21 protein-coding genes are annotated in these 24505 nt (G+C 72.2%); 10 read left to right on the top strand and 11 right to left on the bottom strand.

Annotated elements, in window-relative coordinates; all coding sequences use genetic code 11:
- Positions 1 to 164 precede the first annotated feature (164 nt).
- Positions 165 to 1445 (top strand): MFS transporter, encoded by a 1281-nt coding sequence (locus tag EAD89_RS00350; protein WP_233578083.1) that lies wholly within the window; start codon positions 165 to 167, stop codon positions 1443 to 1445.
- Positions 1442 to 2428: a PD40 domain-containing protein gene (locus EAD89_RS00345; protein WP_121655774.1), complete on the top strand. Its 987-nt coding sequence runs from the start codon at positions 1442 to 1444 to the stop codon at positions 2426 to 2428. The genes EAD89_RS00350 and EAD89_RS00345 overlap by 4 nt, the downstream gene beginning before the upstream one ends.
- On the opposite strand, the gene EAD89_RS00340 is transcribed toward EAD89_RS00345, so the two are convergent.
- The 4 genes from EAD89_RS00340 to EAD89_RS00325 form a co-directional block, all read right to left on the bottom strand.
- On the bottom strand, positions 2421 to 3317 hold the full coding sequence (locus EAD89_RS00340) for an ABC transporter ATP-binding protein (protein WP_121655773.1): 897 nt from the start codon (positions 3315 to 3317) through the stop codon (positions 2421 to 2423). The genes EAD89_RS00345 and EAD89_RS00340 overlap by 8 nt on opposite strands.
- Positions 3314 to 6340, bottom strand: a complete 3027-nt coding sequence (locus EAD89_RS00335) for an FtsX-like permease family protein (protein WP_121655772.1) — start codon at positions 6338 to 6340, stop codon at positions 3314 to 3316. The genes EAD89_RS00340 and EAD89_RS00335 overlap by 4 nt, the downstream gene beginning before the upstream one ends.
- 84 nt (positions 6341 to 6424) lie before the next feature.
- On the bottom strand, positions 6425 to 7072 hold the full coding sequence (locus EAD89_RS00330) for an ABC transporter ATP-binding protein (RefSeq protein ID WP_121655771.1): 648 nt from the start codon (positions 7070 to 7072) through the stop codon (positions 6425 to 6427).
- Between the two features lie 100 nt (positions 7073 to 7172).
- The gene (locus tag EAD89_RS00325; protein WP_121674272.1) at positions 7173 to 7457 is read right to left on the bottom strand and encodes a hypothetical protein; all 285 of its coding nucleotides are present in this window, start codon (positions 7455 to 7457) and stop codon (positions 7173 to 7175) included.
- A gap of 164 nt (positions 7458 to 7621) precedes the next feature.
- On the opposite strand from EAD89_RS00325, the gene EAD89_RS00320 reads away from it, so the two are divergent.
- The 5 genes from EAD89_RS00320 to EAD89_RS00300 all read left to right on the top strand — a co-directional run bounded on the left by EAD89_RS00320 (position 7622) and on the right by EAD89_RS00300 (position 12234).
- Positions 7622 to 8035, top strand: coding sequence for a hypothetical protein (locus tag EAD89_RS00320; protein WP_121655769.1), 414 nt, complete (start codon positions 7622 to 7624; stop codon positions 8033 to 8035).
- Positions 8036 to 8051: 16 nt separating this feature from the next.
- The gene (locus EAD89_RS00315; RefSeq protein WP_121655768.1) at positions 8052 to 8648 is read left to right on the top strand and encodes a cell wall protein; all 597 of its coding nucleotides are present in this window, start codon (positions 8052 to 8054) and stop codon (positions 8646 to 8648) included.
- 69 nt (positions 8649 to 8717) lie between these two features.
- A complete protein-coding gene (locus EAD89_RS00310) occupies positions 8718 to 9584 on the top strand; it encodes a MauE/DoxX family redox-associated membrane protein (RefSeq protein ID WP_199733370.1) in 867 nt (288 codons plus the stop codon).
- Positions 9585 to 9610: 26 nt separating this feature from the next.
- Positions 9611 to 10780, top strand: a complete 1170-nt coding sequence (locus EAD89_RS00305; protein WP_121674271.1) for a peptidoglycan DD-metalloendopeptidase family protein — start codon at positions 9611 to 9613, stop codon at positions 10778 to 10780.
- Between the two features lie 65 nt (positions 10781 to 10845).
- Positions 10846 to 12234: an N-acetylmuramoyl-L-alanine amidase gene (locus tag EAD89_RS00300; protein ID WP_121674270.1), complete on the top strand. Its 1389-nt coding sequence runs from the start codon at positions 10846 to 10848 to the stop codon at positions 12232 to 12234.
- A 27-nt stretch (positions 12235 to 12261) separates the two neighbouring features.
- Here EAD89_RS00300 and EAD89_RS00295 read toward each other — a convergent pair whose 3' ends face one another.
- From EAD89_RS00295 to EAD89_RS00285, 3 genes are read right to left on the bottom strand one after another with little or no spacing between them, the layout of a single operon-like run.
- The gene (locus EAD89_RS00295) at positions 12262 to 12840 is read right to left on the bottom strand and encodes a TetR/AcrR family transcriptional regulator (RefSeq protein WP_121655781.1); all 579 of its coding nucleotides are present in this window, start codon (positions 12838 to 12840) and stop codon (positions 12262 to 12264) included.
- A 53-nt stretch (positions 12841 to 12893) separates the two neighbouring features.
- On the bottom strand, positions 12894 to 13559 hold the full coding sequence (locus EAD89_RS00290) for a hypothetical protein (RefSeq protein WP_121674269.1): 666 nt from the start codon (positions 13557 to 13559) through the stop codon (positions 12894 to 12896).
- Positions 13556 to 15991 (bottom strand): PEP/pyruvate-binding domain-containing protein, encoded by a 2436-nt coding sequence (locus tag EAD89_RS00285; RefSeq protein WP_121674268.1) that lies wholly within the window; start codon positions 15989 to 15991, stop codon positions 13556 to 13558. Before EAD89_RS00285 ends, EAD89_RS00290 begins: the two co-directional genes overlap by 4 nt.
- Before the next feature lie 125 nt (positions 15992 to 16116).
- On the opposite strand from EAD89_RS00285, the gene EAD89_RS00280 reads away from it, so the two are divergent.
- From EAD89_RS00280 to EAD89_RS00270, 3 genes are all read left to right on the top strand, one after another.
- The gene (locus EAD89_RS00280) at positions 16117 to 16773 is read left to right on the top strand and encodes a M23 family metallopeptidase (RefSeq protein ID WP_121655763.1); all 657 of its coding nucleotides are present in this window, start codon (positions 16117 to 16119) and stop codon (positions 16771 to 16773) included.
- Positions 16774 to 16876: 103 nt separating this feature from the next.
- On the top strand, positions 16877 to 17107 hold the full coding sequence (locus EAD89_RS00275; protein ID WP_121655762.1) for a DUF2188 domain-containing protein: 231 nt from the start codon (positions 16877 to 16879) through the stop codon (positions 17105 to 17107).
- A 148-nt stretch (positions 17108 to 17255) separates the two neighbouring features.
- Complete coding sequence (locus EAD89_RS00270; RefSeq protein ID WP_121674267.1) at positions 17256 to 20258, top strand: fibronectin type III domain-containing protein; 3003 nt, start codon at positions 17256 to 17258, stop codon at positions 20256 to 20258.
- Positions 20259 to 20398: 140 nt separating this feature from the next.
- On the opposite strand, the gene EAD89_RS00265 is transcribed toward EAD89_RS00270, so the two are convergent.
- The 4 genes from EAD89_RS00265 to EAD89_RS00250 form a co-directional block, all read right to left on the bottom strand.
- Positions 20399 to 21382 (bottom strand): hypothetical protein, encoded by a 984-nt coding sequence (locus EAD89_RS00265; protein WP_147457457.1) that lies wholly within the window; start codon positions 21380 to 21382, stop codon positions 20399 to 20401.
- A gap of 40 nt (positions 21383 to 21422) precedes the next feature.
- Positions 21423 to 21959, bottom strand: coding sequence for a hypothetical protein (locus tag EAD89_RS00260; RefSeq protein ID WP_121674266.1), 537 nt, complete (start codon positions 21957 to 21959; stop codon positions 21423 to 21425).
- 143 nt (positions 21960 to 22102) lie between these two features.
- Complete coding sequence (locus EAD89_RS00255) at positions 22103 to 23125, bottom strand: DUF4331 family protein (RefSeq protein WP_121674265.1); 1023 nt, start codon at positions 23123 to 23125, stop codon at positions 22103 to 22105.
- A gap of 150 nt (positions 23126 to 23275) precedes the next feature.
- Positions 23276 to 24505, bottom strand: a 1230-nt coding sequence (locus tag EAD89_RS00250; protein WP_368666165.1) for a family 16 glycosylhydrolase, incomplete at its 5' end; no start/stop codon positions are given.

The raw sequence follows: 24505 nt of genomic DNA, 5'->3' as shown, positions 1-24505 counted from the left end.
CGGACTACGGCCAGATGAACAGTACGCTCGTGCAGCGAAACTTTTCGATGTTCTTCCCGAGTTCACCCGCCGCGTGTCTGTTCGCCACCGTCGGTCCCTTGTCTCCGGTCCGATTCGTTCCGCAGGATGGCTGACCGTCAGCCCACCGATTCGAGGAGATGCTCGTGTACCTGTCGACCGTCTCCCGGCCGGACGCCGACCCGCCCGACTCCGGCCGGCCCCGCCGCGGGCTGGCCCTGGTCAGCGGCAACGTCGTCGCACTGGGCACGGTCAGCTTGATCACCGATGTCTCCGCCGAGATGGTGACCGCCGTCCTGCCGCTCTACCTGGTGCTGGGTCTGCAACTCAGCCCACTGGCCTTCGGCGTGCTCGACGGCGTCCACACCGGCGCGAGCGCCCTCCTGCGGGTCGTCGGTGGCTTCGCCGCCGATCGGTTCCGCCGGCGCAAGCTGGTGGCCGGCGTCGGCTACGCGCTCTCGGCGGTCGCCAAGCTCGGCCTGCTGCTCGCCGGCCGGTCGGTGCCGGCCATCGGCGCCGTCATCGCCGTCGACCGGCTCGGCAAGGGCCTGCGCAGCGCACCGCGCGACGCGCTGATCACGCTCTCCACGCCACCCGAGGCGCTGGGTCGTGCGTTCGGTGTGCACCGGGCGATGGACAGCGTCGGCGCGTTCCTCGGGCCACTGGCCGCGTTCGCGGTCCTGCTGGCCGTCGGGCAGTCGTACGACGCGGTCTTCGTCACCAGCTTCTGCGTCGCCGCGCTGGCGGTCGTCGTGCTCGTGCTCTTCGTCCGGGAACGCCCGCCCGGCGCGGCGACGGCCGGCCCGGACGACCCGAAGGTCTCCGTACGCGAGGCGCTCGGCCTGCTGCGCAGCCGCCCCGCCCGCCGCCTGCTGCTCGCGGCGGCGCTGCTCGGGCTGGCCACGATCGGCGACGGCTTCGTCTACCTGCTGCTCCAGCGCTGCGAGGACCTCGGCCTGCGGTGGTTTCCGCTGCTCGCGGTGGGCACCAGCCTGGCCTACCTGGTCCTCGCCGCTCCCCTCGGTGTGCTCGCCGACCGGATCGGCCGGCTGCCGGTGGTGGTGGGTGGCTACGCGGCCCTCGGCGCGACGTATCTGCTGCTCGCCGGCCCGGTCCACGGCTGGCCGGTGCTCGCGCTGACGCTGGCGCTGTACGGCACGTTCTACGCGGCCACCGACGGCGTGCTCATCGCGCTCGCCGGGCCGGTGCTCCCACCGCGGCTGCGGACCACCGGGATCGCGCTCGTGCAGACCGGTCAGGCGCTGGCGTACCTCGTCTCCTCGGTCCTGTTCGGTCTCACCTGGCAGGCGTGGGGACCGGAGGCCGCGATCCGGCTCGCGGCGCTCGCCGTCGCCGTCGTTCTCGTCGCCACGGTGCTCCTGCTGGCCTCCCCGTCCCGCCTGTTCACCCGGAAGGTGCCCCGATGACCGCGATGTCTACCCGAACGAAGCTCGCCGTGGTGGCCGTCTCGGCGGTGCTGCTGGGCAGCGTGGCGGCCGCCTACACCGCCACGGCCGCGCAACGGGACCGCACCCCGTCGCCCGCCGCCGGCACGGACCAGGCGGTCACCCTGACGCCCGGGCCGCGCCTGCTGGCGATCACCGACCGGCACGTCTCGTCCGTCGCCGCGGCCGACCCCGCCGGGCCGCGTACCGTGTCCGGCCTGGAATGCCTTCGGGTGTACGCGGCGGCCGGCACCGGCGTCTGCCTGAAGCCGGAGACACCCTGGACGTACCAGGTCGTCGTCCTCGACGCCGCGCTGCGACCGACGCGGTCTCTGCCCGTGCCGGGCCTGCCCAACCGGGCGCGGGTCTCGTCCTCCGGCCGGATGGTCTCCTGGACCACGTTCGTCGGCGGCGACTCCTACACCACCAGCGGGTTCTCCACGCGCACCGGAATCCTCGACACCACCACCGGCGCGGCCGTGCTGTCACTCGAGGAGTTCGCCGTCACCCGGGACGGCCGCCCCCACCGCAACCCCGACATCAACTACTGGGGCGTCACCTTCACCGCCGACGACAACGTCTTCTACGCGACCATGTCCACGGGCGGAAAGCGGTACCTCGTGCGGGGTGACGTCGCCGCCCGCCGGGTGGAGACGGTGAAGGAGAACGTCGAATGTCCGTCGCTGTCGCCGGACGGCACGCGGATCGCCTTCAAGCAGGCCATCGACGCCGACCCGGCGAAGGGCTGGCGGCTGTCGGTCCTCGACCTGGCGACCATGCGGGTGACCGCGACGGCGGAGACGGCCAGCGTCGACGACCAGGCGGCCTGGCTGGACGCCGGCACGCTGGCCTACACGCTGCGCCAGAGCGACGGCCGGCCCGATGTCTGGACCGTCCCGGCCGACGGGTCCGGTACGCCGAAACTGGTGCTGCCCGGCGCCGAATCCCCGTCCCCGCTCACGTGAGGCCGCTGCCCCTCGCCACCTCGTCGTTGCGGGGCGTCGACGGGTGCACCGTGGCGTGCAGGGTGATCGACTCGTCGGTGTGGTCGACCTCGAAGAGCGTCCCGGCGGGGAAGGCCGCGAACGTCTCCGGGGGCAGCTGGATCGTGCCGTCCCCGGCCACCACGGCGAAGTCCCGGCCGTTGCGGCCCTCGGCGCCCACCCGACCGTCCCGGATGGTGACGGCTCGGCCCAACTGGGCGCCGACGTCACCGTCGTGGGTCACCACGACCACCGTCGTCCCCCGTTCGGAGTTGATGGTGGCCAGCGCGGAGAGCACCTCGTCGCGCCCGGCGCCGTCGAGCTGACTGGTCGGCTCATCGACCAGGAGCAGGCCGGGCCCGGCGGCGAGCCCCTGCGCCAGCGCGGCCCGCTGACGCTCCCCCGGGGTCAGGTCGCCGGAGCGGCGCGCGCCGGCGCCGGCGAGACCGACCAGTTCCAGGATCGCCTCCGGGGGATCCAGCCGACGCCCGGCGAGCCGCGCCGCCGGCCGCTGGGCCAACCAGATGTTGCGCGACAGCGACACGTACGGCAGCAGGTTGCGCTCGGCGCCCTGGAGCACCGTGCCGACCGTGGGCCCGCGCAGGGCGGCCAGCTCGGCGGGGGAGAGCCGGGACAGGTCGTGCTCGCCCACGTACACCCGGCCGGCGCTGGGCCGCATGAGCCCGCCGAGGATGGAGACCAGGGTGGACTTGCCGGAGCCGGACGGCCCGACCAGCGCGAGCATCTCGCCGGCGGCGATCTGCAGGTCCACCCCGGAGAGCGCGACCACGTCCCCGGTCCCGGTCGAGTAGATGTGGATCAGCCGGTGGCAGGTGACCGGTACGCCCTCCGCGGGCGGTGCGGCGGTCATCGGCCGGTCCGGCGACGAACCGAGGCGGCGACGAACCGGCCGAGCACCGCCGCGGTGACGGCGAAGAGCGCGACCGTGGGCGCCGCGAACAACAGCAGTCGGCCGACGTCCGGCCAGTCGGGCAACGGGACCGGCGACCGGCCGTCACTGAACAGGCGTTGCCCACCGCGGGTGAGGAGCCAGATCACCAGGGTCGCCAGACCGGCCGACACGGTGGCGACCGCGACCGGCCACCCGTAGCCGCCGCGGACGGCTCGTGCGCGCAGCCCCTGCCGTCGGAGCGCCACCAGCATCGCGACCCGGTTGCGTTGATCGGCCGCCGCCGCCGCGATCAGGCCGGCCGCTCCGATGAGGACCCCGGCCAGCGCGGCGAACAGGTTGAATCGCAACGCCAGCGCCGCACCCTGCCGGTCGAAGTCCTGGCTCACGCCGGTGATCGTCCGGTCGTACTTGACGACCAGGCCCTGGGCCCGCAGCCGATCGAGGATGTCCGGCGGCGCGGTCGGCGTCATCCAGACCTCCTTGACACCGGTCTGGCCGGCGACGGCGAGCCGGTCGGCGTACTCCAGGTCGACGATCATGCCGGATGGCCCGAGTCGGGGCAGCCCGTCCGCCAGGCCCTCGATCAACGCCTGGGTCACCGAGCCGTCGATCCCCTCGTACGGATGAATCCCGTGCACGGGCGTCGCCTTGGACCGAGTCGACCAACCGGGTAACGGGAACGGCGCATCGACGACGGCGATGCCCAGCGACCGGGACCGTCGGCCCTCCGCCACGTCGAAAACCAGAGCGGCATCCGGGCCACTCGTGGTGGTGAGCACCGTGTCCATCGGGTCTGACTGCCGCCACCGCCGAACATCGGTCAACTCCGCACCGGTCAGCCGCTCGGCGTCGCTGTCACCGGTGCGCAACTCCTCGAAGCGAACCGTCAACGGGCCGGGGGTGACCGGAGCGACGATCTCGAGGTTGACCAACCGGCATTCCTGCGCGCACTCGGGCACCTCCACGCGGTATTCCCGCAGGTCGGGTTTGATGTCCTTGTGGGCGGTGATCCGGCGGGTGCCGGCCCTGCTGGCGACCGAGACGAAGAGGCGGACACGGTTGCCGCCGAAGGCCTCCTCGTCGTAGCTCGCGGACAGGGCCACGGTGAGCTGACGCCCCCGCAGCAGGATCGGTGCTCCCGGCGGATCCGGGCGGAGCTCTCGCGCGACGTCCGCCAGGGCCACGCCGTACGACGGGTGTGGCGCGGCCACCATCGCCAGGCGGTCGGAGTCCACGGCGAGCACCGATGTGCCGGCTCCGGTGGCCACATCCTTCACCGTCGCGGCCATCGCGAAGCGACCCTCGGGGTCGGCGGCCCGGACGGACTCCAGCAGGTGCCGGTGCGACATCGCGTCGACGCCGACCACGCGGGGTGCCCCGACCTCGACGGTGGCCCGATCCGCGTAGGCGGCCGACGCGACCTCGCTCGTCGCGGCGGTGAAGGCGAGCATCGCCACAACCACGGTGAGCAGCGCGATCAGTGGCCGGAAGCGTGGCTGGCGGGCCACCTGGACCAGGGCGAGGCCGATGGTCGTCCGGCCCCGGGCGAGCAGCCGCGCCCCCACCGCCGCTCCGGCGATCATGGCGACCCGCGCCAGCAGGACGCCCGCGGCGAGCGCGCCGGCCAGCGGTGCCAGCAGGGCCAACCCCGAGGGCGACCCGCCGGAGCGCAACTGCACCACGGCGGCCACCGCGATGGACACCGCGACGATGTCGCCGACGGTCGCCCGCCATCCCCGCATCCGTGCCGGCACCCGGCGCAGCAGGTCGACGACCGGTGCGGACAGGGCCCGCACCTGGGCCAGCAGCACCGCGGTGAGCGCGCCGGCGGCGCCGACGGCGGCGTAGCCGATCACGGTCGCGTCCACCATGACATCGGCACGGGCGGGCAGGGTCTGCGCGGCGAGCAGGTCGGCGGCGGCGAGGCCGCCCAGGCAGCCCAGGGGAATTGCAACCAGCACGGGCACGGCGTGCTCGCCGATCGCCAGTGCCCAGAGCCGTCGGCGCTGCACCCCGCGCAGGAGAAGCAGGCCCTGTTCCGGTCGGCGCTCGTCGGCCGCCGAGCTGACCGCCACGAACAGCACCAGCCAGCAGAGCAGGACGAGCAGCCCGGCACCCAGCGTCACCCCCGCGGCCAGCTGCTCACGCTGCAGGGTGATGCGATCGAGCAGGCGCGGCAGTGCGGTGCCGGCACCGAAACCCTCGCGGCTCCCGTCGCGCGTCACCGCCGCGACGGTGGCCCGCAGGTCCTGCGCCGACCGGGTGGACAACATCTGTTCGGTAACGAACAGGTCGGCCGTCGATCGATACAGGATGGCTTGTTCGTCGGCCAGGGGTGCGGACTCGGCGGTGAAGATGGCGTCCGCTGCGCTGCCCACGGCCGACGCGGACGCCGAGCCCGGTGCGGGTGGCCGAAGGTATTCGCCGCCGAGCCAGAACGGGTCGGTCGCGTCCAGCGGGCGGTAGACGCCGGCCACCCGCACCGGCACCTTGCCGAAGGTGAACTCGCCGCCGGCGGCCACGCCCAGATGCGCAGCGGTGTTCGTGCTGACCAGCACCTCGGGAAGCTGGTCCTTGGCGGTGGACCGGGGGCAGGCGCCGACAACGGCGACCCGTTCGCACACGCCAGTTCGGAAGATCAGGTTGGAGGTGATGCGCCCGGCCGGGCCGGTGGCGACGCCGCCGCTCTGCGCGCCGAGGACGACAGCGAACCCGGCCGGCGCGAGTCGCTCGACCTGAACGCCGAACACGCCTCTGGCCGGGTTGCCCGGCATTCCCGGGTATTCCGTGGGGTCGACGAGCCGCAGCCGTAGCTCGTCCGGGTCGGCGGTGGAGAACTCGTCGCTGGCGAGGGCCCGCCCGGCCGCGGCCACGTAGCTGGGGGCGGCCGCGGCGGCGGCACTGGCGAGCACCGCGAGCAGGAGCACCGCCAGGGCTTGTGCCCGGCGGGCGGCGAGCGCTCCCCCGATGATGGCCAGCATTGACGGTCACGCTATCGAGCAGCCAACGCGCCCACCGCCCCGCGTGTGCGGATCGATGCGGACCGGTTACCTACCGGCCGGGTCTCAACCGCGCACGATCTCCGCCCGCCCGTCGACCAGGTGCAGCTCCGCCGCACAGGAGGCGGCCACCTCGGCGTCGTGGGTGGCGAACACGACGGCCGCGCCCCGCCGGGCCTCGTCGTGCAGCAGATCCAGCACCCGTTGCCGGTTGCCCGCGTCCAGTTCGCTGGTCACCTCGTCGGCCAGCAGCACGCCGCCGCGCAGCGCCAGGCCGCGGGCGATGGCCGTACGCTGCTGCTGGCCTCCGGACAGCTCCTCGACCAGTTGGTCGGCCTGGCCGGCGAGACCGAGCTGAGCGAGCGTCGCGGCGGTCTGCCGGCGCGCCTCGGGTGGTGCCACGCCGCCGGCGACGAGGGCCACCTGCACGTTCTCCGCGGCGGTCAGGATCGGGGCCAGCCCGTTGTCCTGCGGGATGAGAACGATCCGGTGGTCCACCGCGTGATCACGGTCGCGCAGCCGATGTCCCTCGACGGTCACCGCGCCGTCGCGCGGCCGCAGCAGCCCCGCCATGGCGTTGAGCAGGGTGGTCTTGCCCGCGCCCGACGACCCGGTCAACGCCAGCACCCGACCCGGGCGGACCGTCACCGTCACGTCCCGGAGGACGGGTGGCGCGTCGCCGTACCCGACGGTCACCTCATCGATCGTCAGCATGTGCAACCGCCCCCTCCGGCCCCGAGTCTCCGCACACTGTCACGCGGGACGGGCCCGGCACAATCCTCGTCGATCCGCAGTGGTCGGTGACGCGACGTTGCTAGTCGACCAGCGCGGTCAGGGTCAGCCTCTCGTACAGGGCCAGGGTGGCGAGGAAGGCGGCGAGCAGGCCCATGGCCACCTGTGCGGGCACGAACCCGGCGACGGGCACCAGCAGCAGCGTCACACCGATCCCGACGAGCTGACCCGGCGAGGTGCGGACGGTCAGCCGCAGGAACAGGAACCGGCCGACGAGATAGAGGGCCGTCCCGAAGAAGATCTCGAAGGGGGTTGCCCGGTGCGCCTCCTCCACCAGCACCGGCCAGGACCGAAGAACGCGGCTCATCGGCCCATCCTCGCCCGTTCACCAGGGGTGCCGACGCCGGACGCGGCAAACAGTACGTAGAAAACCTTCGATCAGTCCGTTGACTTCGACAGTTTGCTACACAACAATCGTCATCAATATTGATATCCGTCTCTGTTAATCCTCATGCCAGAGAGGAGGCACCCATGGCAGCTCTGCGAGGCGAGGTGTCCTGGTTCTGCTGCGGCAGCGCCTGGGGTCCCTGCGGCACGGCCGGCGGCGGCGCCTGCGGCACCTGCAGCTCGGGCAACTACCAGCACGCCTGGCCGAACACCTCGGACGCGTGTCTGGCCATCACCCGCCCGGACCGGTGCGGGGTGACCGGGATGGCCCGGCGCGGCTGCGGCTTCCGGCACTACACCACCAACCTCTGCAACGGCGCCCGGGTCGGCACCACGATCGCCGACTGCGGGCCGCAGACCGACCTGTTCTGCGGCGAGCGCACCTGCTGCGGCTCCGCCTGCGGCAGCAACCGGATCATCGATCTCACCCCGGCCGCGTACAGCGCGATCGCCAGTCTCTCCGCGGGGCTCCGGCCCTGCTCGGTCGACACGGTCTGAACGAAAGGGCGCCACCATGAACCAGACCCTGGACCGCCGGCGGCTGCTCGCCACCGCGGCGCTCGGCGGCGTGGTCGGGGCCACCGGCCTCGGCTCGCTGGCCCCCGAGGCGGCCTTCGCCGCCGAACCCGCGACCATCGACTCGGGCGCGCCCGACCCGAACTTCGCCGAGGGTCGGATCAGCAAGATCTCCGGCAGCATGCTGCTGGTCACCGGCTCGGACACCGTGCTGCACTCGATCCGGATCACCGACGGCACGAGCATCTGGAAGCTGCACCCCACCACGTTCGACAAGGTGGCCATCGGCGACGGGCTCTACGCCCGCGGTGTCCGCCTGCCCGACGGCACACTCGCCGCCGACTCCGTCTGGCTCAACATCGTCAACCTGCACGGGCACATCGCCGCGGTCGGCCGCAACGTGTTGCACCTCGACCACCAGGGTCGACGGATCGTCGCGCACGTCGTGCCCGACCGGTCCGCCGCGGTCTACAACGGCACCCCGGCGGTCAGCGACCTGTCGCTGCTGCGGGTCGGTCGGCACGTCCAGGTGCTCGGCGCCTGGCACCCGGACACCAACGAGGTCGACATCGCCACCGTCTACGCCGCCGCCTGACCGGACCCCCGGGCGGCGCGCCTCCGCGCATCGGCGTGCCGCCCGCCGGAGACATTCGAGGGGAGAATCATGATCGACCTGATCGCGACGCTCCAGCCACTGGTCGTGGGCGCGGTACTGATCTGGTCCGCCCGCGTCAAGCTCGTCAGCACGCACGCCGCAGCGGCCGCCAACCGGTCCGCGCTCGCCCGGCTGGTCGGGCAGGACCGGGCGCTGCCCGCGTACCGGCTGCTGGGCGGCATGGAAGTGACCCTCGGCGGGCTGCTCCTGCTGCCACCCGTCCTGCGCGCCGAGGCGCTGGCCGCGACCGTGCTGGCCGTCGCCTTCCTCGGCTACCTCGCGTACGCCCGCCGCGCCGCCCCGACCTCCTCCTGCGGCTGCCTGAGTGCCCGGCCCACCCCGGTCTCCGGGCGCAGCCTGGCACGGGCCGGACTGCTGGCGGTGGCGGGCGGGTTGGCTCTGCTGGCCACCGAGGGCTGGTCGACCGCGTTGGCCGGGCGGCCGCCGGCCGGTGTCGGCGTGCTGCTCGTCGAACTTGCCGCCGTGGTGGCGCTCTCGCCGGAGCTGGACCACGTCTGGCTGCTGCCGCTGCGCCGGCTGCGGGCCCGGCTGACCCATCCGCTGCGTGGTGGCTCCGGCGTGCCGCTGCTCGCCACCGTGCAGCAACTGCAGCTCAGCGACGCCTACCGGCGGGTGGCGCCGCTGCTCCGCTCCGACGTACGCGAGCACTGGGACGACGGCGACTGGCGCTTCGTCGGGCATGCCGCCCGATACCAGGGCCGCCTGGTGACGGCGGTGTTCGCCGTGCCACTGACCGACCGGGAACCCGACGCGGTGCGGGTCGCCGTGGTCGACAACGCCACCGGACACACCCTGCTCAGCCTGGCCGGCACGCCGCCCGCCGCCGGCCCCCGGCTTTCCGTGGTCCCGGCCTGACCCCACATCCCGGAAGCGAGGTCACCATGAGACACGCTCGACGATGGTCCGCCGGCGCGGCCACGGCCCTGCTGACGGTCACCAGCCTCATCGGGGCGGCGCCCAGCGCCGCCGCCGCTACGGCCGACACCCCCGCCCTCACCGCCGCGGTGACCGCCAAACTGCTCGGCTCGGCCGACCCGCACACGGCCGTGGCCGCGCGGGACACCCGCATCACCGTCAGCCGCACCAGCGGCCGGTGGGCGTTCGGCACCGCCGTCGCCCTCGCGCCTCGCCAGGAGGACGCCCACCCGACCGGGTCGGTCTTCATCGCCCGGCAGGACCCGTCCGGGTGGCGGGTCGCCTTCGACGGTGAGGCGGCCTTCGGCGACCTGTCCGCCGAATCACCCCTGGTGAACGGTCGGGAGAGGACCGTTCTCACCACCACCCCGACCCCGATGTACGCGGGCGGGGACTACCGGACCGGCATGGCCCTGCCGTTCGCGGTGGGCCAGACGTGGACGCTCACCAGCGGCCCGCACGGCTGGGGCGGGAACGAGTCGCCGTACAGCTCGGTCGACCTGGCCGGCGGCGACCAGGTGGTCCGAGCGGCCCGGGCCGGCGCGGCGTACACGATGTGTCAGGGGTGGATCCGGGTCATTCACGACCGGGGCTACTCGACCGACTACTACCACCTCTGGAACAGCATCTCCGTCAACGGCGCCAGCGTCGGTCAGGGCGCCTTCCTGGGCAACACCGGCACCGACGTCACCTGCGGCGGCGCCGCCTACGGTCGGCACGTCCACTTCGGGCTGCGGCAGAACAGCGCGTACGTGCCGATCGCCGACCACGACATCGGCAAGTGGGTGTTGGCCAACGGCGCCGCCGCGTACCAGGGCGGGGCACGGCACGGTTCGGCCTGGGCCGGTGCGGGAGCGGGTCTGTACAACTACGGCGCGCTCGGCCTCACCCAGGCGGTGGTCGACGCGAACGGCGGCGGGGCGCTGACCCGTCGCGCCGGGCCCGGCACGGGCTACGGAGCGCTCGGCTCGCTGGCCGACGGCGCCACCGTCTCCGTCTCCTGCTCCGCCAACGGCACCTCCCACACCGGGCGGTACGGCACCACCGCGCTCTGGGACCGGTTGAGCGACGGCAGTTGGGTGTCCGACGCCTACCTCTGGACCGGTGTGAACGGTCCGGTCAACGGCTGGTGCTGATTAGCCGGACCGCCGAGGCCGGCGGCTCACCGGCAGACCGACCCCATCCATCGCAAGGAGTGGCAATGGCCGTACGCACCTTCCGCCGGGGTCGGCTCCTGCTCGGCGGCCTGCTCACCCTGACCACCGCCCTGGCCGGCTCCGTCGTGGCCGTGTCACCGGCGGCTGCCGACCCGGCCGGGGCGCCGGTGTCGTCCGGCCCGCTGAACGCCGCGTTCGACACCGCTGCCGCCCGGTACGACGTCCCGCGCGACCTGCTGCTGGCGCTGGGGTACGCCGAGTCGCGGCTGGACATGCACGCCGGTACGGCGAGCGCCGCCGGCGGGTACGGGCTCATGCACCTGGCGAGCAACCCGCAGGTGCGCACCCTGGACGAGGCGGTGGCGCTCACCCGGCTGAGCCAGGCCGCGTTGCGGACCGAACCCGCCGCGAACGTTCTCGGGGCGGCCGCCGTGCTGCGCGCGTACGCCGATCAGGCCGGCCTCACCGCCGCGACCCGCGACGACGTGAACGCCTGGTACGCGCCGATCGCCCGGTACGGCGGCGCCAGCGACCCGTCGATCGCGCGGCTGCACGCGGACAACGTCTACGACCTGCTGCGCGCCGGATTCACCTCGGCGCGCGGCGAGGCGGTGGCGGGTCGGCCGGTCGCGCCCCGGCGGGGCGTCCTGGAGCGGGCCGCGGTGCTCGGCGGAATCGGCACCCTCAGCACCGACTACGGGCCGGCCGCGTGGGCGCCGGCCAGCACGAGCAACTACACGGTGGCCAGCCGCCCGGGCAGCCACCCGGTCACCCGCGTGGTCATCCACATGACGCAGGGCTCCTACGCCGGCTCCATCAGCTGGTTCCAGAACCCGGCGGCCAAGGTCAGCGCGCACTACACCTTCCGGTCCTCCGACGGGGCCGTCACCCAGTCGGTCCGGGAGAAGGACATCGCCCACCACGCCGGCAACTGGACCTACAACACCCAGTCGATCGGCATCGAGCACGAGGGGTACGTCGACAACCCGGCCTGGTTCACCGACGCGATGTACCGCTCGTCGGCGGCGCTCACCCGCACCCTCACGACGAAGTACGGCATCCCGAGGGACCGGGCGCACATCATCGGGCACGTCGAGGTGCCCGGCGCGACGCACACGGACCCCGGCCCGAACTGGAACTGGACCTACTACCTGCAACTGGTGAACGGAATCACCGGCATCGGGTCCGGCACGGTGAACACCGAGTCGGCCAACCTCAACGTGCGCTCCGGCCCGGGCGCCGGCTATCCGGTCGTCGGCTCGGTCGCCGACGGCGCCACCGTCGCCATCTACTGCCAGGCCGTCGGGACCACGGTCACCGGCCCGTACGGCACGACCGCCGTCTGGAACCGGATCGGCACCAACCGCTACGTCTCCGACGCGTACGTGCTGACCGGCTACGACGGGTACATCCCGAACGTGCCCCGCTGCTGAGCGCGTTCGGCTCCCGTCGGCCGCTGCTCAGGCAGCGTCGACGCCGAAGAGCAGGTCGAGGTGGGCATCCAGCGCCGCCATGGCCTGCTCCGCGGTGTACTGCCCACCCAGCAGATAGACGCCCAGCCCTTCCATGAGCGCCAGCAGGCCGGCCGCGGCGGCGTCGGCGTTCCGAGGGGGCAGGAGGCTGGCGATGAACCCGGTCAGCTGCGCGGTGTCCTCGCGCAGGCTGGGCGCGGCCGCGGGCCGCACGGCGGTGTACGCGAGGAACGCCAGCGCCACCCGGCCGTCGTCGCGGGTCCGCTCGTCGAGTGGCAGCAGGGCGGCGATCATCGTGCGCAGCAGCAGCCGGGGGGAGGGGTCCGGGCCCAGTCGCTCCATCGCCCCGGTGACCCGGATCTGGCCGCGTTCGCGGACCACGCTCAGCGCGAACGCCATCATCTCGTCCTTGGTGCGGAAGTAGTGCTGGACCATGCCGGCGGACACGCCGGCCTCGGCAGCCACGTGACGGAGGCTGACGGCCTCCAGGCCCTGATCCGCGGCGACCCGCATCAGCGCGTCAGCGATGAGGGTGCGTCGCTCCTGGTGATCGACCTTCTTGGGCATGACCTCGATCATCTCAGAGTGGTTGGCCCGGACACTCCGCCAGCGCGCGGCAGCTACCGGCGGACGGTTCCGGTCGCGGGGGTGCCGCGAGCGCTGCGCAGGAGGCCGTCGGGATCGTCTGCGTAGAGCCGCAGCTCGTCCATCGGCTCGGACCGGCCCTTGGGCAGGTCGAAGGTCGTCGGCCGGCGCAGCACGACGTCGACGCTGGTCTGACTGCCGACCGAGATGTTCAGGACGCGGCGTTCGCCCTCCTGCTCGACCTGCACCGATTTGCTCGAGGGCAGCGAGCGGTAACGCTTGCGCAGGGCCTCGATGTCCGTCCACGGGATCCAGATGTCGATGCCCGAACTCAGCCGTACCCGCAGGCCCTTGTCACCGACGATGTGCGGGTGGATCTGCATGCTCGCGTAGAGGCCGGCCATCCAGAGCAGACCCCAGATGCCGAGGCCGAGCACGATCCAGCGGGCCGGCCGCCACGGCACCACGTGGGTGACGATGAGGTCGAAGATCGGAATCTCCACGACGGACAGGGCGATGAAGATGCCGAGGATCGGCTTGACCACGCCGAGGTAGCCGAACGGGTCGTCGCCCGGTGCCAGCGGCAGGGGCTTGCGCCGTGCCCACACGTACAGGCTGCGCCACATGGCTCCCTCCATGGCGGCCGCACGGCGGAGCAGCGGAGTCACCTTCGCCCTCGTCGGGACCTTCGTGTCGGTCATTCCTCGTCCTCGTGGTCGTGAGCCGGCGGTCGGTGGACGGTGACGGTTCCGGCGCCGCCGTCGACGGTGACGAGCTGACCGGTGGAGATGGTCCGGGTGGCGTCGGGCACGCAGATGACGGCGGGGATGCCGTACTCCCGGGCCACGGTGGGGCCGTGCGCCATGATCGCGCCGGTCTCGGTGACCAGCGCCGAGGCGGTGAGGAACAACGGCGTCCAGCCGGGGTCGGTGGTCGCGGCGACCAAAACCTCGCCGGGCTCGACGTGGGCGGTGCCGGGGTCGTGCACGACCCGGGCGGGGCCGGTCACCCGGCCCGCCGACGCGCCCACACCGGCGAGGGTGCCGTCGGGGGCGGGGGCCGCCGGCAGGACGGTCTCCACGTCGGTGCCGTCGGACAGCAACGCCACCGGTACCGACCTGCGGCGCAGCTCCCGGCGGTGCACCGCCCTGCGGGCACCGACCGTGACCCGGTGGTCGGTGCCCTGGTGCACGGCGGCCTCCACCTCGTCCAGGGTGAGGAACATGATGTCGTCGGGCTGCTCCAGCAGTCCGGCGCCGGTCAGGTCGGCGCCGATGAGCAGCAGTTGCCGGCGCGTCTCCCGCAGCGGGTACAGCCCGGCGAACTTGCCGGCCTCCCGCAGGCCGGCCAACGACCGCGCGCGGCGGAGCAGGAACCCGGCGATCGTGCCGCGTACCGGCCGGCGACGGCGGGCCCGTACGACCAGGTCCTTGAGCGCGGTCTCGGCTGCCGCGGCGGCCCGTTCGAACCGCCGGTCGGGCCCCTGCTCGAGGTCGGTGACCCGCAGGTAGTTGGCGATCGCCGCGAAGACCGGCGCCGGATCCTCCGCCCAGCGCGGTACGCCGAGGTCGACCTCGGCGACGCCGCGATGACCGTAGGCGTCCAGGAACGCGGCCATCCCGATGTCGGGCAGCTCGCCGCGCAGGTGGCGCGCGGCCAGTTCGTCCGGTGGGGTGTCGAGCAGGAGTCGGCGGTGCTCGTCCGCGCCCCGGGCGAGCCGCCAGAGTGCCAGATCCATCTCGATCGTCACGTTGTGCGGCATCCCGCCCAGCACACGGTGGATCTCGTCCGCGCTCGCGACACCCTTGAGCAGCGCAGCCGGCAACGCGGCGGCGAGCATCCCCGCCACGATGGGCCACATGATGGCGTCGGCGCTGTCCTCGGTGTCCTCGGCCCGCAGGAAGCGCAGGCGGTCGGCGGCGGTTCGCAGGTCGCCGGGAGCGGCCGACCGTTGTCTCATCTGCTCGATCGCCTCGAACATCCGGATCCGCGCCGCGTCGGGACGGGCCAGCGCGCGCAGGATCCCCACCACCGCGCGGCCGGCCGTACGCAGGGACGCGGCTCCGCCCGTCGCGCCGCGTCGGGTGCTGCCCGTGGTCGGTGCGAACCGCGGATCCGTCAGGACGTGCTCCATCACCGCCTGCGCCCGGGGGCCGAAGTCGACCGCCATGAGCTTGACCAGGCGCTTGCGGGACGACCGGCTCCGGGCCAGCTCGGTCAGGTCACCGTAGAGGCGGCCGCCGATGTCGACGATCTCGACGCGGACGCCGAGCGAGGCGAGCATCGCGGCGATCTGGGTCCGCAGTGTGGCCATGCCCATCGGCGTGACCGGTTGCAGCATGCCCTGAACGTGACCGAACTCCAGGTAGACGCGGGGGAGGGGCTTGCCGGTCCCGGGAGGGAGGGGGAAGAGGCTGGTGATCGGCCGCGACTGCAACAACCACAGCAGGCCGTCCCCGTCGATCGCCCATTCCACGTCCTGTGGGCGGCCGAAGTGATCCTGTAGCCGCGCACCGGTGGTCCGCAGCTCCGCCAGGTGCGCCGCCGTCAGGCATCCCGCGTCGTCCCGGGCGACGCCGTCGAGGACGTAGTGGTCCACGGTCGTGGCGCCGTCCACCACGGTGGTGCCGAGCCCCGGCGCCGCGTCGACCGCCATCTCGTCGCGGCGGCCGGTCAGGGGGTTCGCGGTGAACAGCACTCCCGCGACCGCAGGGGTGATCATGCGTTGCACGACGACGGCCGTCCGCACCGCCTCGTGATCGATGGCACGGGCCTCGCGGTAAGCGGTCGCGCGGGCGGTGTGCAGGGAGTCCCAGCACTTTTCGATCGCGGCGATCAGCTCGGTGGCGCCCGTGACGTTCAGGACGGTGTCCTGCTGCCCGGCGAAACTCGCGTCCGGCAGGTCCTCCGCCGTGGCGCTGGAGCGCACCGCCACGGGGCCCGCGCCGAGCCGCTCGTACGCGGCGACGATCTCCGCCTGCGGGATGACACCGACCCGGTGAGCCTCGGCCGTGACGCAGAACCCCTCGGGGACCCGTTCGCCCAGCCGGATCAGCTCGCCCAGCCCGGCCGCCTTGCCGCCCACCAGGTCGACCAGGTCGGGGGTTGCCTCGGACAGCGGGATCACGTGCATGAGGGGACCTCTCTGGTATTCAATGCAACTGCATTGCATCCCACCGTACCCGTTTGGCGATACGACTGCAATGTCACCTCGGGCGGCGAGCGTGACCCGGAGTCGCCGCGTTGCCGGGGTCTGCCATGCTCGGTGCGGTGACGACCGGCCACCCCACCAGAGTCCGCAGCCACCGCCGCGTCCGCACTCGCACCGTCCGGGTTCTCCTCGCGGTCGTCGCGGTCGTGGCCCTCATCGGCACCGCCCTGGTCGTCGTACCGATGCTGCGGTCGCCCGGCCCGCGTCCGCTCTTTCAACTTCCCGTCGCGTGCGGCGAGACCTGGCAGCTCAGCACCTATCCCGGCCACGACGACTTCGACGTCGACCTGTTTCCGACCGAAGGTGAGGCGTGGGGGCGACCGGTGCTCGCGTCGTACGCCGGCACGGTCACGGTGGCGGGCGTCAACGGGTCGGTGGGCGGGCGTAACCCGGAGAATCCGGAGGGCCCGCGTGGTCGCGGTGGCGGCTACTGGGTGAAGATCGACCACGGCGGCAAGTGGGAGACCCAGTATCTGCACCTGCTGGAGCCGCCGCTGGTCCGGGAGGGCCAGCGGGTCGCCCAGGGCGACCAGATCGGAAAGCTCGGCAGCACCGGCAACTCCGGCGCCCCCCACCTGCACTACGAGCAGCGCCGCGGCTGGGACAAGGTGGAGACGCACTTCGACGGGGAGCCGTCGGGTATCACCACCGACGAGCGCGAACAGATCATCAAGCGGACGAGCAGCAACTGCCAGTCCACGTGACGGGCAGCGTCATCGTCTGTTGAGGACCCTGCGACCCACGTTTGCCCAGAACGGCTCCGGGCAACTGATGAGGTGACAGTTCAGACGCAGGGAGGAGCCGGCGATGACCAAGGGTGACGTCGACACGTACCACGAGGACGGGCAGTGGAAGAACCGGCCCGAGGGCAACGAGCGGGCCAGCACCACGCATGACTCCAAGGCCGACGCGCAGGCCCAGGGTCGCGAGATGGCAGCCGACCGTGGCGTCGAGCACGTGATCAAGAAGCAGGACGGCACGATCGGGGAGAAGAACACGTACCCGCGCAGCCGCGACCCGCGAGACATCGAGGGCTGACAGCGCCTCCAGCCCCCTGCGGACCGACCTCCCCGGCGTGACCGGCGAGGTCGGTCCGCTTTCATGGTCTTTATCCCAGCACGCGACCTTGATGCCTCAAACATGGCTATAGTCCAGATTGAGATGGAAGTGAAAGCTGGGAGTACGCATGTCGTTCCCGGGCCGGCGTCGAACGAGCGCCGCCGCGCTGGTGGCCGCCGTCACCGTCGGAGCCCTGGCGGTCGCGCCACGGCCGGCTTCGGCGGCCGGTTCGGTGCTGTTCGACCAGACGTTCCGCAACAACACCGCGAACGGCATCGGCGCGGTGGCGGTGCCGGGCGTGCCACCCTCGATCACCAGCAACGCAGCCTGCCTGAGCGCGGCGGGCAATCCGACCACCGGCCCGCTCCTGAGCTGCACCACGTCCACCGATCCACAGGGCACGGGCAAACTGCGCCTCACTCCCGCCACCGCGACGCGGGAGGGCGGGGTGTTCGGCGCGGTCAGCGTGCCGACGTCGCAGGGCCTGCACGTCAGCTTCAACACCTACCAGTACGGCGGCACCAACCCGGGCGCGGACGGCATCGCGTTCGCGCTCGCCGCGGTTGATCCGGCCAACCCGCTGTCCCCGTCCATCATTGGCCAGCCGGGAGGATCGCTGGGCTATTCGGCGGCGTTCAACGGCGGCTCAGTGGGTCTGTCCAACGGCTACCTGGGCATCGGGCTGGACGTCTTCGGCAACTTCAGCAACAGCCTCTACCAGGGCACCGGCTGCACGAACCCGCCCTACATCTCGACCACCAACGGGCGGGTTCCCGGCCAGGTCGTGATCCGTGGTCCGGGCCGCAACGGGGTCGGCTACTGCGCGGTCAACAGCACCGCGGGGAGCACCTCGACGCCCGGCCTGCCGCTGCGGGCCGCCACCCGGGCCGCGTCGGTGGTGCCGGTCGAGGTGGTCGTCAACACCACGTCCTCCCCGTTCACCACCGACACCGGCCTCACCACGCCCGCCGGGCAGTACCGGGTCCGGTTCACGCCGGTGGGCGGGGAAGCGCGCATCCTGGCGGGCGCGCTTCCGGTCGTGCCGCCGAGCCTGTATCCATCACCGTCCTGGTTGACCGCCGCCGGCTTCCCCCGACAGCTCGCCTTCGGCTGGGTGGGCTCCACCGGCTCGGTGACCGACTTCCATGAGATCGACAACGTCCGCGCGGTCACCTTCAATCCGGTGCCCGATCTCAACGTGTCCCAGACCAGCTCGGTCGGCGCCACTCCGCAGCCCGGTGACCCGGTCACCTATTCGATCACCGCCGGGGTCGATCCCGGCGCCACCGAGAACTCCCCGATCTCGATCACCCAGACCGTGCCGGCCGGCGTCGTGCCGCGGGGCGCGGTCGGCTCCGGCTGGATCTGCGGTCCACCGGCGGGCCAGACCATCAGCTGCACGAACAGCAACGGGCCCTTTTCCGGGGGTAGCTCCCTGCCACCGGTCACGGTCACGGCGACCGTGACCGGAACCGGTGTGACGCCGACACTGATCCAGACGGCGACGGTAGCGACCTCGTCCTCGATCGACGCGAACCCGGGCTACTCCACGTCCACCACGCCGCTCGCGCCGGCCACCGCTCCCAGCGGCGTCACCGTCACGCCGGCCCAGAGCTCGATCGCCGGCGGGGTCCCGGTCACCGTCGGCGGCAGCAACCTCACCGGCGCCACCGCCATCACCATCGGTACGGCCGCCGAGCAGCGGGCCGGCACGGCGGTGCTGCTGTTGCCGTGCAGGTCCGGCCCGGCCGCCGGCTGCTTCACCGCCAACACCGACGGCACGCTGGGCATCTCCACGATGCCCGCCCGGTCGGCCCCGGCGGCGGTGGACGTCACCGTCGTCACCCGAGGCTCCGCCGGGTCGGCCAACTATGTCTACGCCGCCGCACCCGGCGCCCCGGCCGCGCCCACCGCGGTCCCGGGCATCACCAGCGCCGTCGTGAGCTGGACCGCGCCGACGAGCAACGGCAGCCCGATCACCGGGTACCTCGTCACGCCGATCCGGGACGGGGTGACCCAGCCGACGCTCTCGTTCGACGCCTCCACCACCAGCCGGACGCTGACCGGGCTCACCGTGGGCGCCTCGTACGCGTTCCGGGTCACGGCGGTGAACGCGTACGGCGCCGGTGCGGCCAGCCCGGCCTCGGCGGCCGTGGTCCCGTACACCCTGCCGGGGGCCCCGACGATCACCTCGGCCACCCCGGGAACCAACGCGGCCACGGTGAGTTGGACGACCCCGGCCGACGGGGGCTCGGCGATCACCGGTTACACCGTGACGCCGTACCTCGGCGGTGTCGCGCAGGCGCCTCGGACCTATCCCGGCGCCGTCACGACCCAGGTCGTCAGCGGCCTGACAGCGGGCTCCACGTACACCTTCCGGGTGGCCGCCGCCAACGCGGGCGGCACCGGCGCCCAGTCGGCGCCCTCCACGGCGGTGACGGTCAACGCCCCACCAACGCTGAACTTCTCGCCACCGCCGGCCGGCCGGGTCGGCGTCCCCTACCGCGACCAGCTCGGCGTGAACGGTGGCACGGCCCCGTTCACCTGGTCGGTCAGCGCCGGAAGCCTGCCGGCCGGGCTGACCCTCGACCCGGTCACCGGACTGCTCTCGGGCGTCCCCACCACGGCGGGCAGTTCGTCGTTCACGGTCCAGGTGAGCGACTCGTTCAACCAGAGCGCGACCCGACCGGTCGAAATGGTCGTCGACCCGGCGGGCGGCTTGTCCATCAGCGTGCCGGCCGTCGCCTCGCTGGGCGTGGTCACCTCGGACACGCCAGCCGTCTCGGGTCAGCTCGGCCCGGTGACCGTGGTCGACGACCGGGGCCCGGACTCCGCCGGCTGGGTCAGTGTCGTCTCAACGACGGCGTTGACGACCGGCACCGGCGCGGGCGGTGGGATCATCCCGACCGACAGCATCAGGTACGCCTCCGGGCCAGCCGTCGCCACCAGCGGTGTCGGCACCTTCCTGCCGCAGCCCGGCGCCGTGTTGGACGCCCCGCGTACGGCGGCGGGCTGGTCCGGCCCCAGCGGGGCCAACTCGGCCACCTGGAGCCCCACCCTGTCGGTGACGCTTCCGCCGGGGCTGGTGGTCGGCGAGTACACGGCGACCGTGACGCACTCGGTGATCTAGCCGGCGATCGCCGCTGCACATCTCCGCGATGGGCGCCTCCGACGGCACGAAGCGGTGGCGTCCGGTCCGGACGTGCCGGCGGACCACACTGCCCGGCCGTTCCGGGAGGAACGGCCGGGCAGCCCAGGGTGAATCGAGAGTCAGGCCAGCCGGCGACCGCGCGCGATGCCGGCCCGTTGGCGGCGGGTGAAATACCAGACGGCCAGCGCGACCAGCACCAGCAACGCCGTCGCGGCGCCGAGCGAGTAGACCAGCCAGCCCGGCCCCGTCGACGCCTTGACCACCATCGGCGCCGCGACGGGCAGGGTGATCCGCCCGTCCGCCGTGCGTTGCACTGTGCCGCTGGCGAGGAGAACCCGCGCGTCCCAGACACCTGCGGGCAGGGCCTGGTTCATCTCGATGCGGACCTGCCCGCTCTGGCCCGGCAGGATCGTCACGCCGTTGGTGACCTTGAACGGCCCGGCCCGGACCGCCTCCTTGCTCAGCGACAGGTGGCCGGTCATGTCCAGCGCCCGTTCGCCGGTGTTGGTGACCTTCGCGGTGACGACCGGGAACTCGCCCGTTCCGGGCTGCGCGGCCAGCCCCTCGATGCGGAAGTCCGTCGGCGGCTCACCGCCCGGACCGATGTCGAGATAGACCCGGACGCCCACCCGGTGGACCTGGGTGACGTTGCCGGTCCCCTTCGTCGCGCTGGTGACCTGCGCCCAGATCGCACCGTACCGCTCGCCCTTCGAGGCGCTTCTCGGGACGGCGATGTCGACGCCGACCGGCTTCCGCTCGCCCGGAGCCAGCTCGACCTTCGTCGTTCTCAGCCGTATCCATTTGCTGAGCTCGTTGCCGGCCCGACCGTCGGGAACGGTGAAGGCGTTGTTCTCGACCGACGCCGCCCCGGCGTAGAGCTCGACCTTCTGCTCGTCCCCGGAGGTGTTGTGCACCTCGACCCGGCGGTTGATCGTCGTACCGGGCCGGAGGTGATCCACTATGTAGACCCGGGCTCGGGGATCCTCGGCCCGGCTGGCGGGGATGTCCAGCATCCGGATGCTGATCGCGGCGGGATCCCCGGCGGGTTCGTGTCGCTGCTCCCGCACGGCGACGGCTGGCGCCGCCGGTACCCCGAGCGCCACGAGAGCGATCGAGGCCAGCAGCACCAGCCGGCCGAGCGGCTCAGAACACCGAATGTGTCACCGTCCCGGTGTAGGTACCCCCGACGGTTCCGTCCGGGATGTTCACCACCAGCGTGGGATTCCAGGTCGCGAAGTTGTTGCCGGTGCCACCCGTGTGGCTGAACGCCGTGCGGGGAACGTTGATGATCTGCTGTTGCGCCGCAGTCTGCTGGCCCGGCGTGAAGGTGCCGCCACCGGCGGTCGCCGTCGCGGAACCCGACCAGTAGAGGACGTTGATGTTGGGGATCGTCTCCCCGGAGCTGCCGCCGCCGGTGACGAAGTCGGTGGAGATGACGGTGGCGGTCCAGTTCGGGGTGAGGGACCCGCGCTGGTCCAGCACGGTGACCGGGCCGAGCTGACCGGAAACGGTCGAGCCCTCGACGCCGTGGCCGATGTTCGCCGTCGCGGGCACGGTGATCGAGAGGCCACCGGCCGCGTCGACGGTGAGGGTCACGATCGTGTCCTCGGCCGCGGCCGGCCCCGCGAGTGCCACCACGGCGGCGACACCGGCCAGTCCGGCGAGAAGTTTCCTGCGCATCAAGTCTCCTTCGTCGTGAAATCGCCCATCAGTAGCGTCAGGAGCCTAACGGCGCAAAATGTGCGGTTTCGGACGAATCGGGCGATCGTTGATCGGCCGTTCACGTCTACGAAACGCCAGGTCAGGCGGGTGTAGGGGGTTGGTCAGGCCGGCACCACGTACGGGAAGGCGTCGGCGCGCGCGGCCTTGGTCACCTCCGGGGTGAGGCCGGAGGTCACGCCGGTGTTCAGCACCAGGGAGAACATCGCCTCGGGCGCGTTGTCGGCCAGCGTGCGGCCGTTGCGGGCCGCGAAGCCGTAGTTGGCCGCCGTCCCCACCTGGTACGACAGCACGTCGGGATACAGCTGCCTTGCCACGCTCCAGCCGTACGCCTGGGGATCCGGCGCGGTCCCGTTCGCCGCGACCACCCGCGCGACCGCGGACGCGATCTCGTCGCCGTCCTCCTTGAGGTCGTTGCTGGGGTGTCGGGCGTTGGCCGGGTTGGAGAAGTCGGTGTCGGTGGGCCAGAAGATCGGCCACATCATCGGGTGGCCGCCACGGTTGATCGGCCGCCACCCGCCGGCGTCGGTCGCCAGCTTGGTGGTGCACCAGACTCCGATCTGCGTGCCGTCGCGCAGCAGCGGCTCGTCCTGGGAGACCTCGAGGACGATCGACTCGACGGTGGTGCCGGCGAAGGTGTTCTTGGCCGCGTCGGCCTTCCACGCCGAGCGGTCCAGCTTCGCGCCGTTCTTGAACGCGGCGTTGACGGTCGCGAGCTGATCGAGGTCGATGTAGAACGGGTCGGTGATCCGCCCGGCCCAGATCCGGACGTTCCCGCCGCTCGACACCTCACCGGTCCGACCCTCGACGACGGGAGTGCCCATCGCGGCGTCGTCGCGGGCATCCGCTCCGGTGAGCTCGTACACCATCAGCGTCTGCTTTCCGGTGCCGTCCGGTTCGCCGAAGGCGACCCGGTAGGTCAACTCCTCGAACTCCCCGCCGTTGAAGTGGATCTTGAATTCGTAGCGTGCCTCTGCGTGGAAGCCACGCTTGATGTCGGCCTTCGTCACCGAGCTGTTGACGTCCATGACGAAGACGGTGGCGCGCTCACCGTTGAAGACGAACAGGTCGTTGATGAAGAGTTGACCGCTCTGGGCGGCGAGAGGGGTGTCGAGGTGGTGCGACATGAGTTCACTCCCGGTGCTGCCGGACTTATTGGTCGAATCCGAACATAGCGGGCAGCGCGGCAGCTCTAGCGTCATCGGTCGAATCCGTGGAGCACGCGGCGGGCCGCCCGAGAGTTTCTCGGGCGGCCCACTGGCTGGCTGATGGCGCCCTCAGACGCGGGACCACTTCTGGTTGGCCGCGCCGATGCAGTCCCACAGGTGCAGCTTGCCGCCGTTGGCGGGGTTGGCGTCCCGGACGTCCACGCACCGGTTGGAGCTCAGGTTGACCAGATCGCCGGCGGCGTTGAGGGTGAAGCGCTGTGCGGGATTGCCGTTGCAGGAGACCAGGTTGACCTCGGTGCCGTTGGCGGTGCCGGCCCAGGCGGGGTCCATGCACTTGCCCATCGCCCGGACGGTCCCGTCGGAGGCGAAGGTCCAGGCCTGCGCCGCCGTGGTGTTGCAGTCCCAGATCTGCAGCTTGGCGCCCTCGACCGGGTTCGCGCTGGGGATGTCGATGCAGCGCCCGCTCTGCGCGCCCCGGATCCGGCTGGTGCCCGGGGCCGGGCCGCCACCGCCGGGCGTGTAGCCGGACACCCGGACGTAGTCGACGAGCATCTGCTGCGGGAACTGCGTGGAGCCGTCCGGGTAGCCGGGCCAGTTGCCGCCGACCGCCACGTTGAGGATCATGAAGAACGGGTGGTCGAACACCCACCGGTTACCGTTCAGCCGTGCCGGGTCGACCCGGTGGTACTGCACCCCGTCCAGGTACCAGGTGATCACGTTCGGCTCCCAGTCCACCCGGTAGGTGTGGAAACCGTCGGCGAGTGGCCCGCCGAGGGTGCGGCTGCCCGTGATGCCGCCGCCGCCGGAGTAGCCCGGCCCGTGCACGGTGCCGTACACGGTGTTGGGCTCCCGGCCGATGTTCTCCATGATGTCGATCTCGCCGGCGTCGGGCCACCCGCCGCCGGTGCCGAGCATCCAGAACGCCGGCCAGATGCCCTGGCCACGCGGGATCTTGATACGGGCCTCGAACCGGCCGTACGTCTGGGTGAAGGTGGACGCGGTCAGCAGCCGCGCCGAGGTGTACTCGCAGCGCCCGTAGTGGCACTGGTAGTTGGCGGGGTTGTCCCGGCGGGCAGTGATGACCAGGTTGCCCTGTCCGTCGTGGACGGCGTTGCTGGTGCTGTTGGTGTAGTACTGCCGCTCGTTGTTGCCCCAGCCGCCACCGCCGATGTCGAAGCGCCATTTGCTCTGGTCGACCGCTGCGCCGGCCGGGGCGTTGAACTCGTCCTGCCAGGTGATCGGGCCGATGGCGGCCTCGGCCCGGTCGGGGTGCGCCGGGAGGACGAGCGCCGCGGTGGTGGCCAGGAGAGCGACCGCGGCGAGGACGAGGGGTCGGAA

This window comes from Micromonospora sp. BL4 (assembly GCF_003667505.1).
Taxonomy (GTDB): domain Bacteria; phylum Actinomycetota; class Actinomycetes; order Mycobacteriales; family Micromonosporaceae; genus Micromonospora.
Note: the sequence above shows the minus strand (reverse complement) of the source record. Positions and strands in the feature narration are given on the sequence as shown.

Excerpts from the sequence above, each read along its gene's own strand:
- EAD89_RS00310 (WP_199733370.1), top strand. The coding sequence starts at position 8,718 with ATGATCGACCTGATCGCGACGCTCCAGCCACTGGTCGTGGGCGCGGTA.
- EAD89_RS00330 (WP_121655771.1), bottom strand. The coding sequence starts at position 7,072 with ATGCTGACGATCGATGAGGTGACCGTCGGGTACGGCGACGCGCCACCC.
- EAD89_RS00260 (WP_121674266.1), bottom strand. The coding sequence starts at position 21,959 with ATGCGCAGGAAACTTCTCGCCGGACTGGCCGGTGTCGCCGCCGTGGTG.
- EAD89_RS00255 (WP_121674265.1), bottom strand. The coding sequence starts at position 23,125 with ATGTCGCACCACCTCGACACCCCTCTCGCCGCCCAGAGCGGTCAACTC.
- EAD89_RS00285 (WP_121674268.1), bottom strand. The coding sequence starts at position 15,991 with ATGCACGTGATCCCGCTGTCCGAGGCAACCCCCGACCTGGTCGACCTG.
- EAD89_RS00345 (WP_121655774.1), top strand. The coding sequence starts at position 1,442 with ATGACCGCGATGTCTACCCGAACGAAGCTCGCCGTGGTGGCCGTCTCG.
- EAD89_RS00270 (WP_121674267.1), top strand. The coding sequence starts at position 17,256 with ATGTCGTTCCCGGGCCGGCGTCGAACGAGCGCCGCCGCGCTGGTGGCC.
- EAD89_RS00275 (WP_121655762.1), top strand. The coding sequence starts at position 16,877 with ATGACCAAGGGTGACGTCGACACGTACCACGAGGACGGGCAGTGGAAG.
- EAD89_RS00295 (WP_121655781.1), bottom strand. The coding sequence starts at position 12,840 with ATGCCCAAGAAGGTCGATCACCAGGAGCGACGCACCCTCATCGCTGAC.
- EAD89_RS00280 (WP_121655763.1), top strand. The coding sequence starts at position 16,117 with ATGCTCGGTGCGGTGACGACCGGCCACCCCACCAGAGTCCGCAGCCAC.
- EAD89_RS00290 (WP_121674269.1), bottom strand. The coding sequence starts at position 13,559 with ATGACCGACACGAAGGTCCCGACGAGGGCGAAGGTGACTCCGCTGCTC.
- EAD89_RS00320 (WP_121655769.1), top strand. The coding sequence starts at position 7,622 with ATGGCAGCTCTGCGAGGCGAGGTGTCCTGGTTCTGCTGCGGCAGCGCC.
- EAD89_RS00300 (WP_121674270.1), top strand. The coding sequence starts at position 10,846 with ATGGCCGTACGCACCTTCCGCCGGGGTCGGCTCCTGCTCGGCGGCCTG.
- EAD89_RS00305 (WP_121674271.1), top strand. The coding sequence starts at position 9,611 with ATGAGACACGCTCGACGATGGTCCGCCGGCGCGGCCACGGCCCTGCTG.
- EAD89_RS00325 (WP_121674272.1), bottom strand. The coding sequence starts at position 7,457 with ATGAGCCGCGTTCTTCGGTCCTGGCCGGTGCTGGTGGAGGAGGCGCAC.
- EAD89_RS00315 (WP_121655768.1), top strand. The coding sequence starts at position 8,052 with ATGAACCAGACCCTGGACCGCCGGCGGCTGCTCGCCACCGCGGCGCTC.
- EAD89_RS00340 (WP_121655773.1), bottom strand. The coding sequence starts at position 3,317 with ATGACCGCCGCACCGCCCGCGGAGGGCGTACCGGTCACCTGCCACCGG.
- EAD89_RS00335 (WP_121655772.1), bottom strand. The coding sequence starts at position 6,340 with ATGCTGGCCATCATCGGGGGAGCGCTCGCCGCCCGCCGGGCACAAGCC.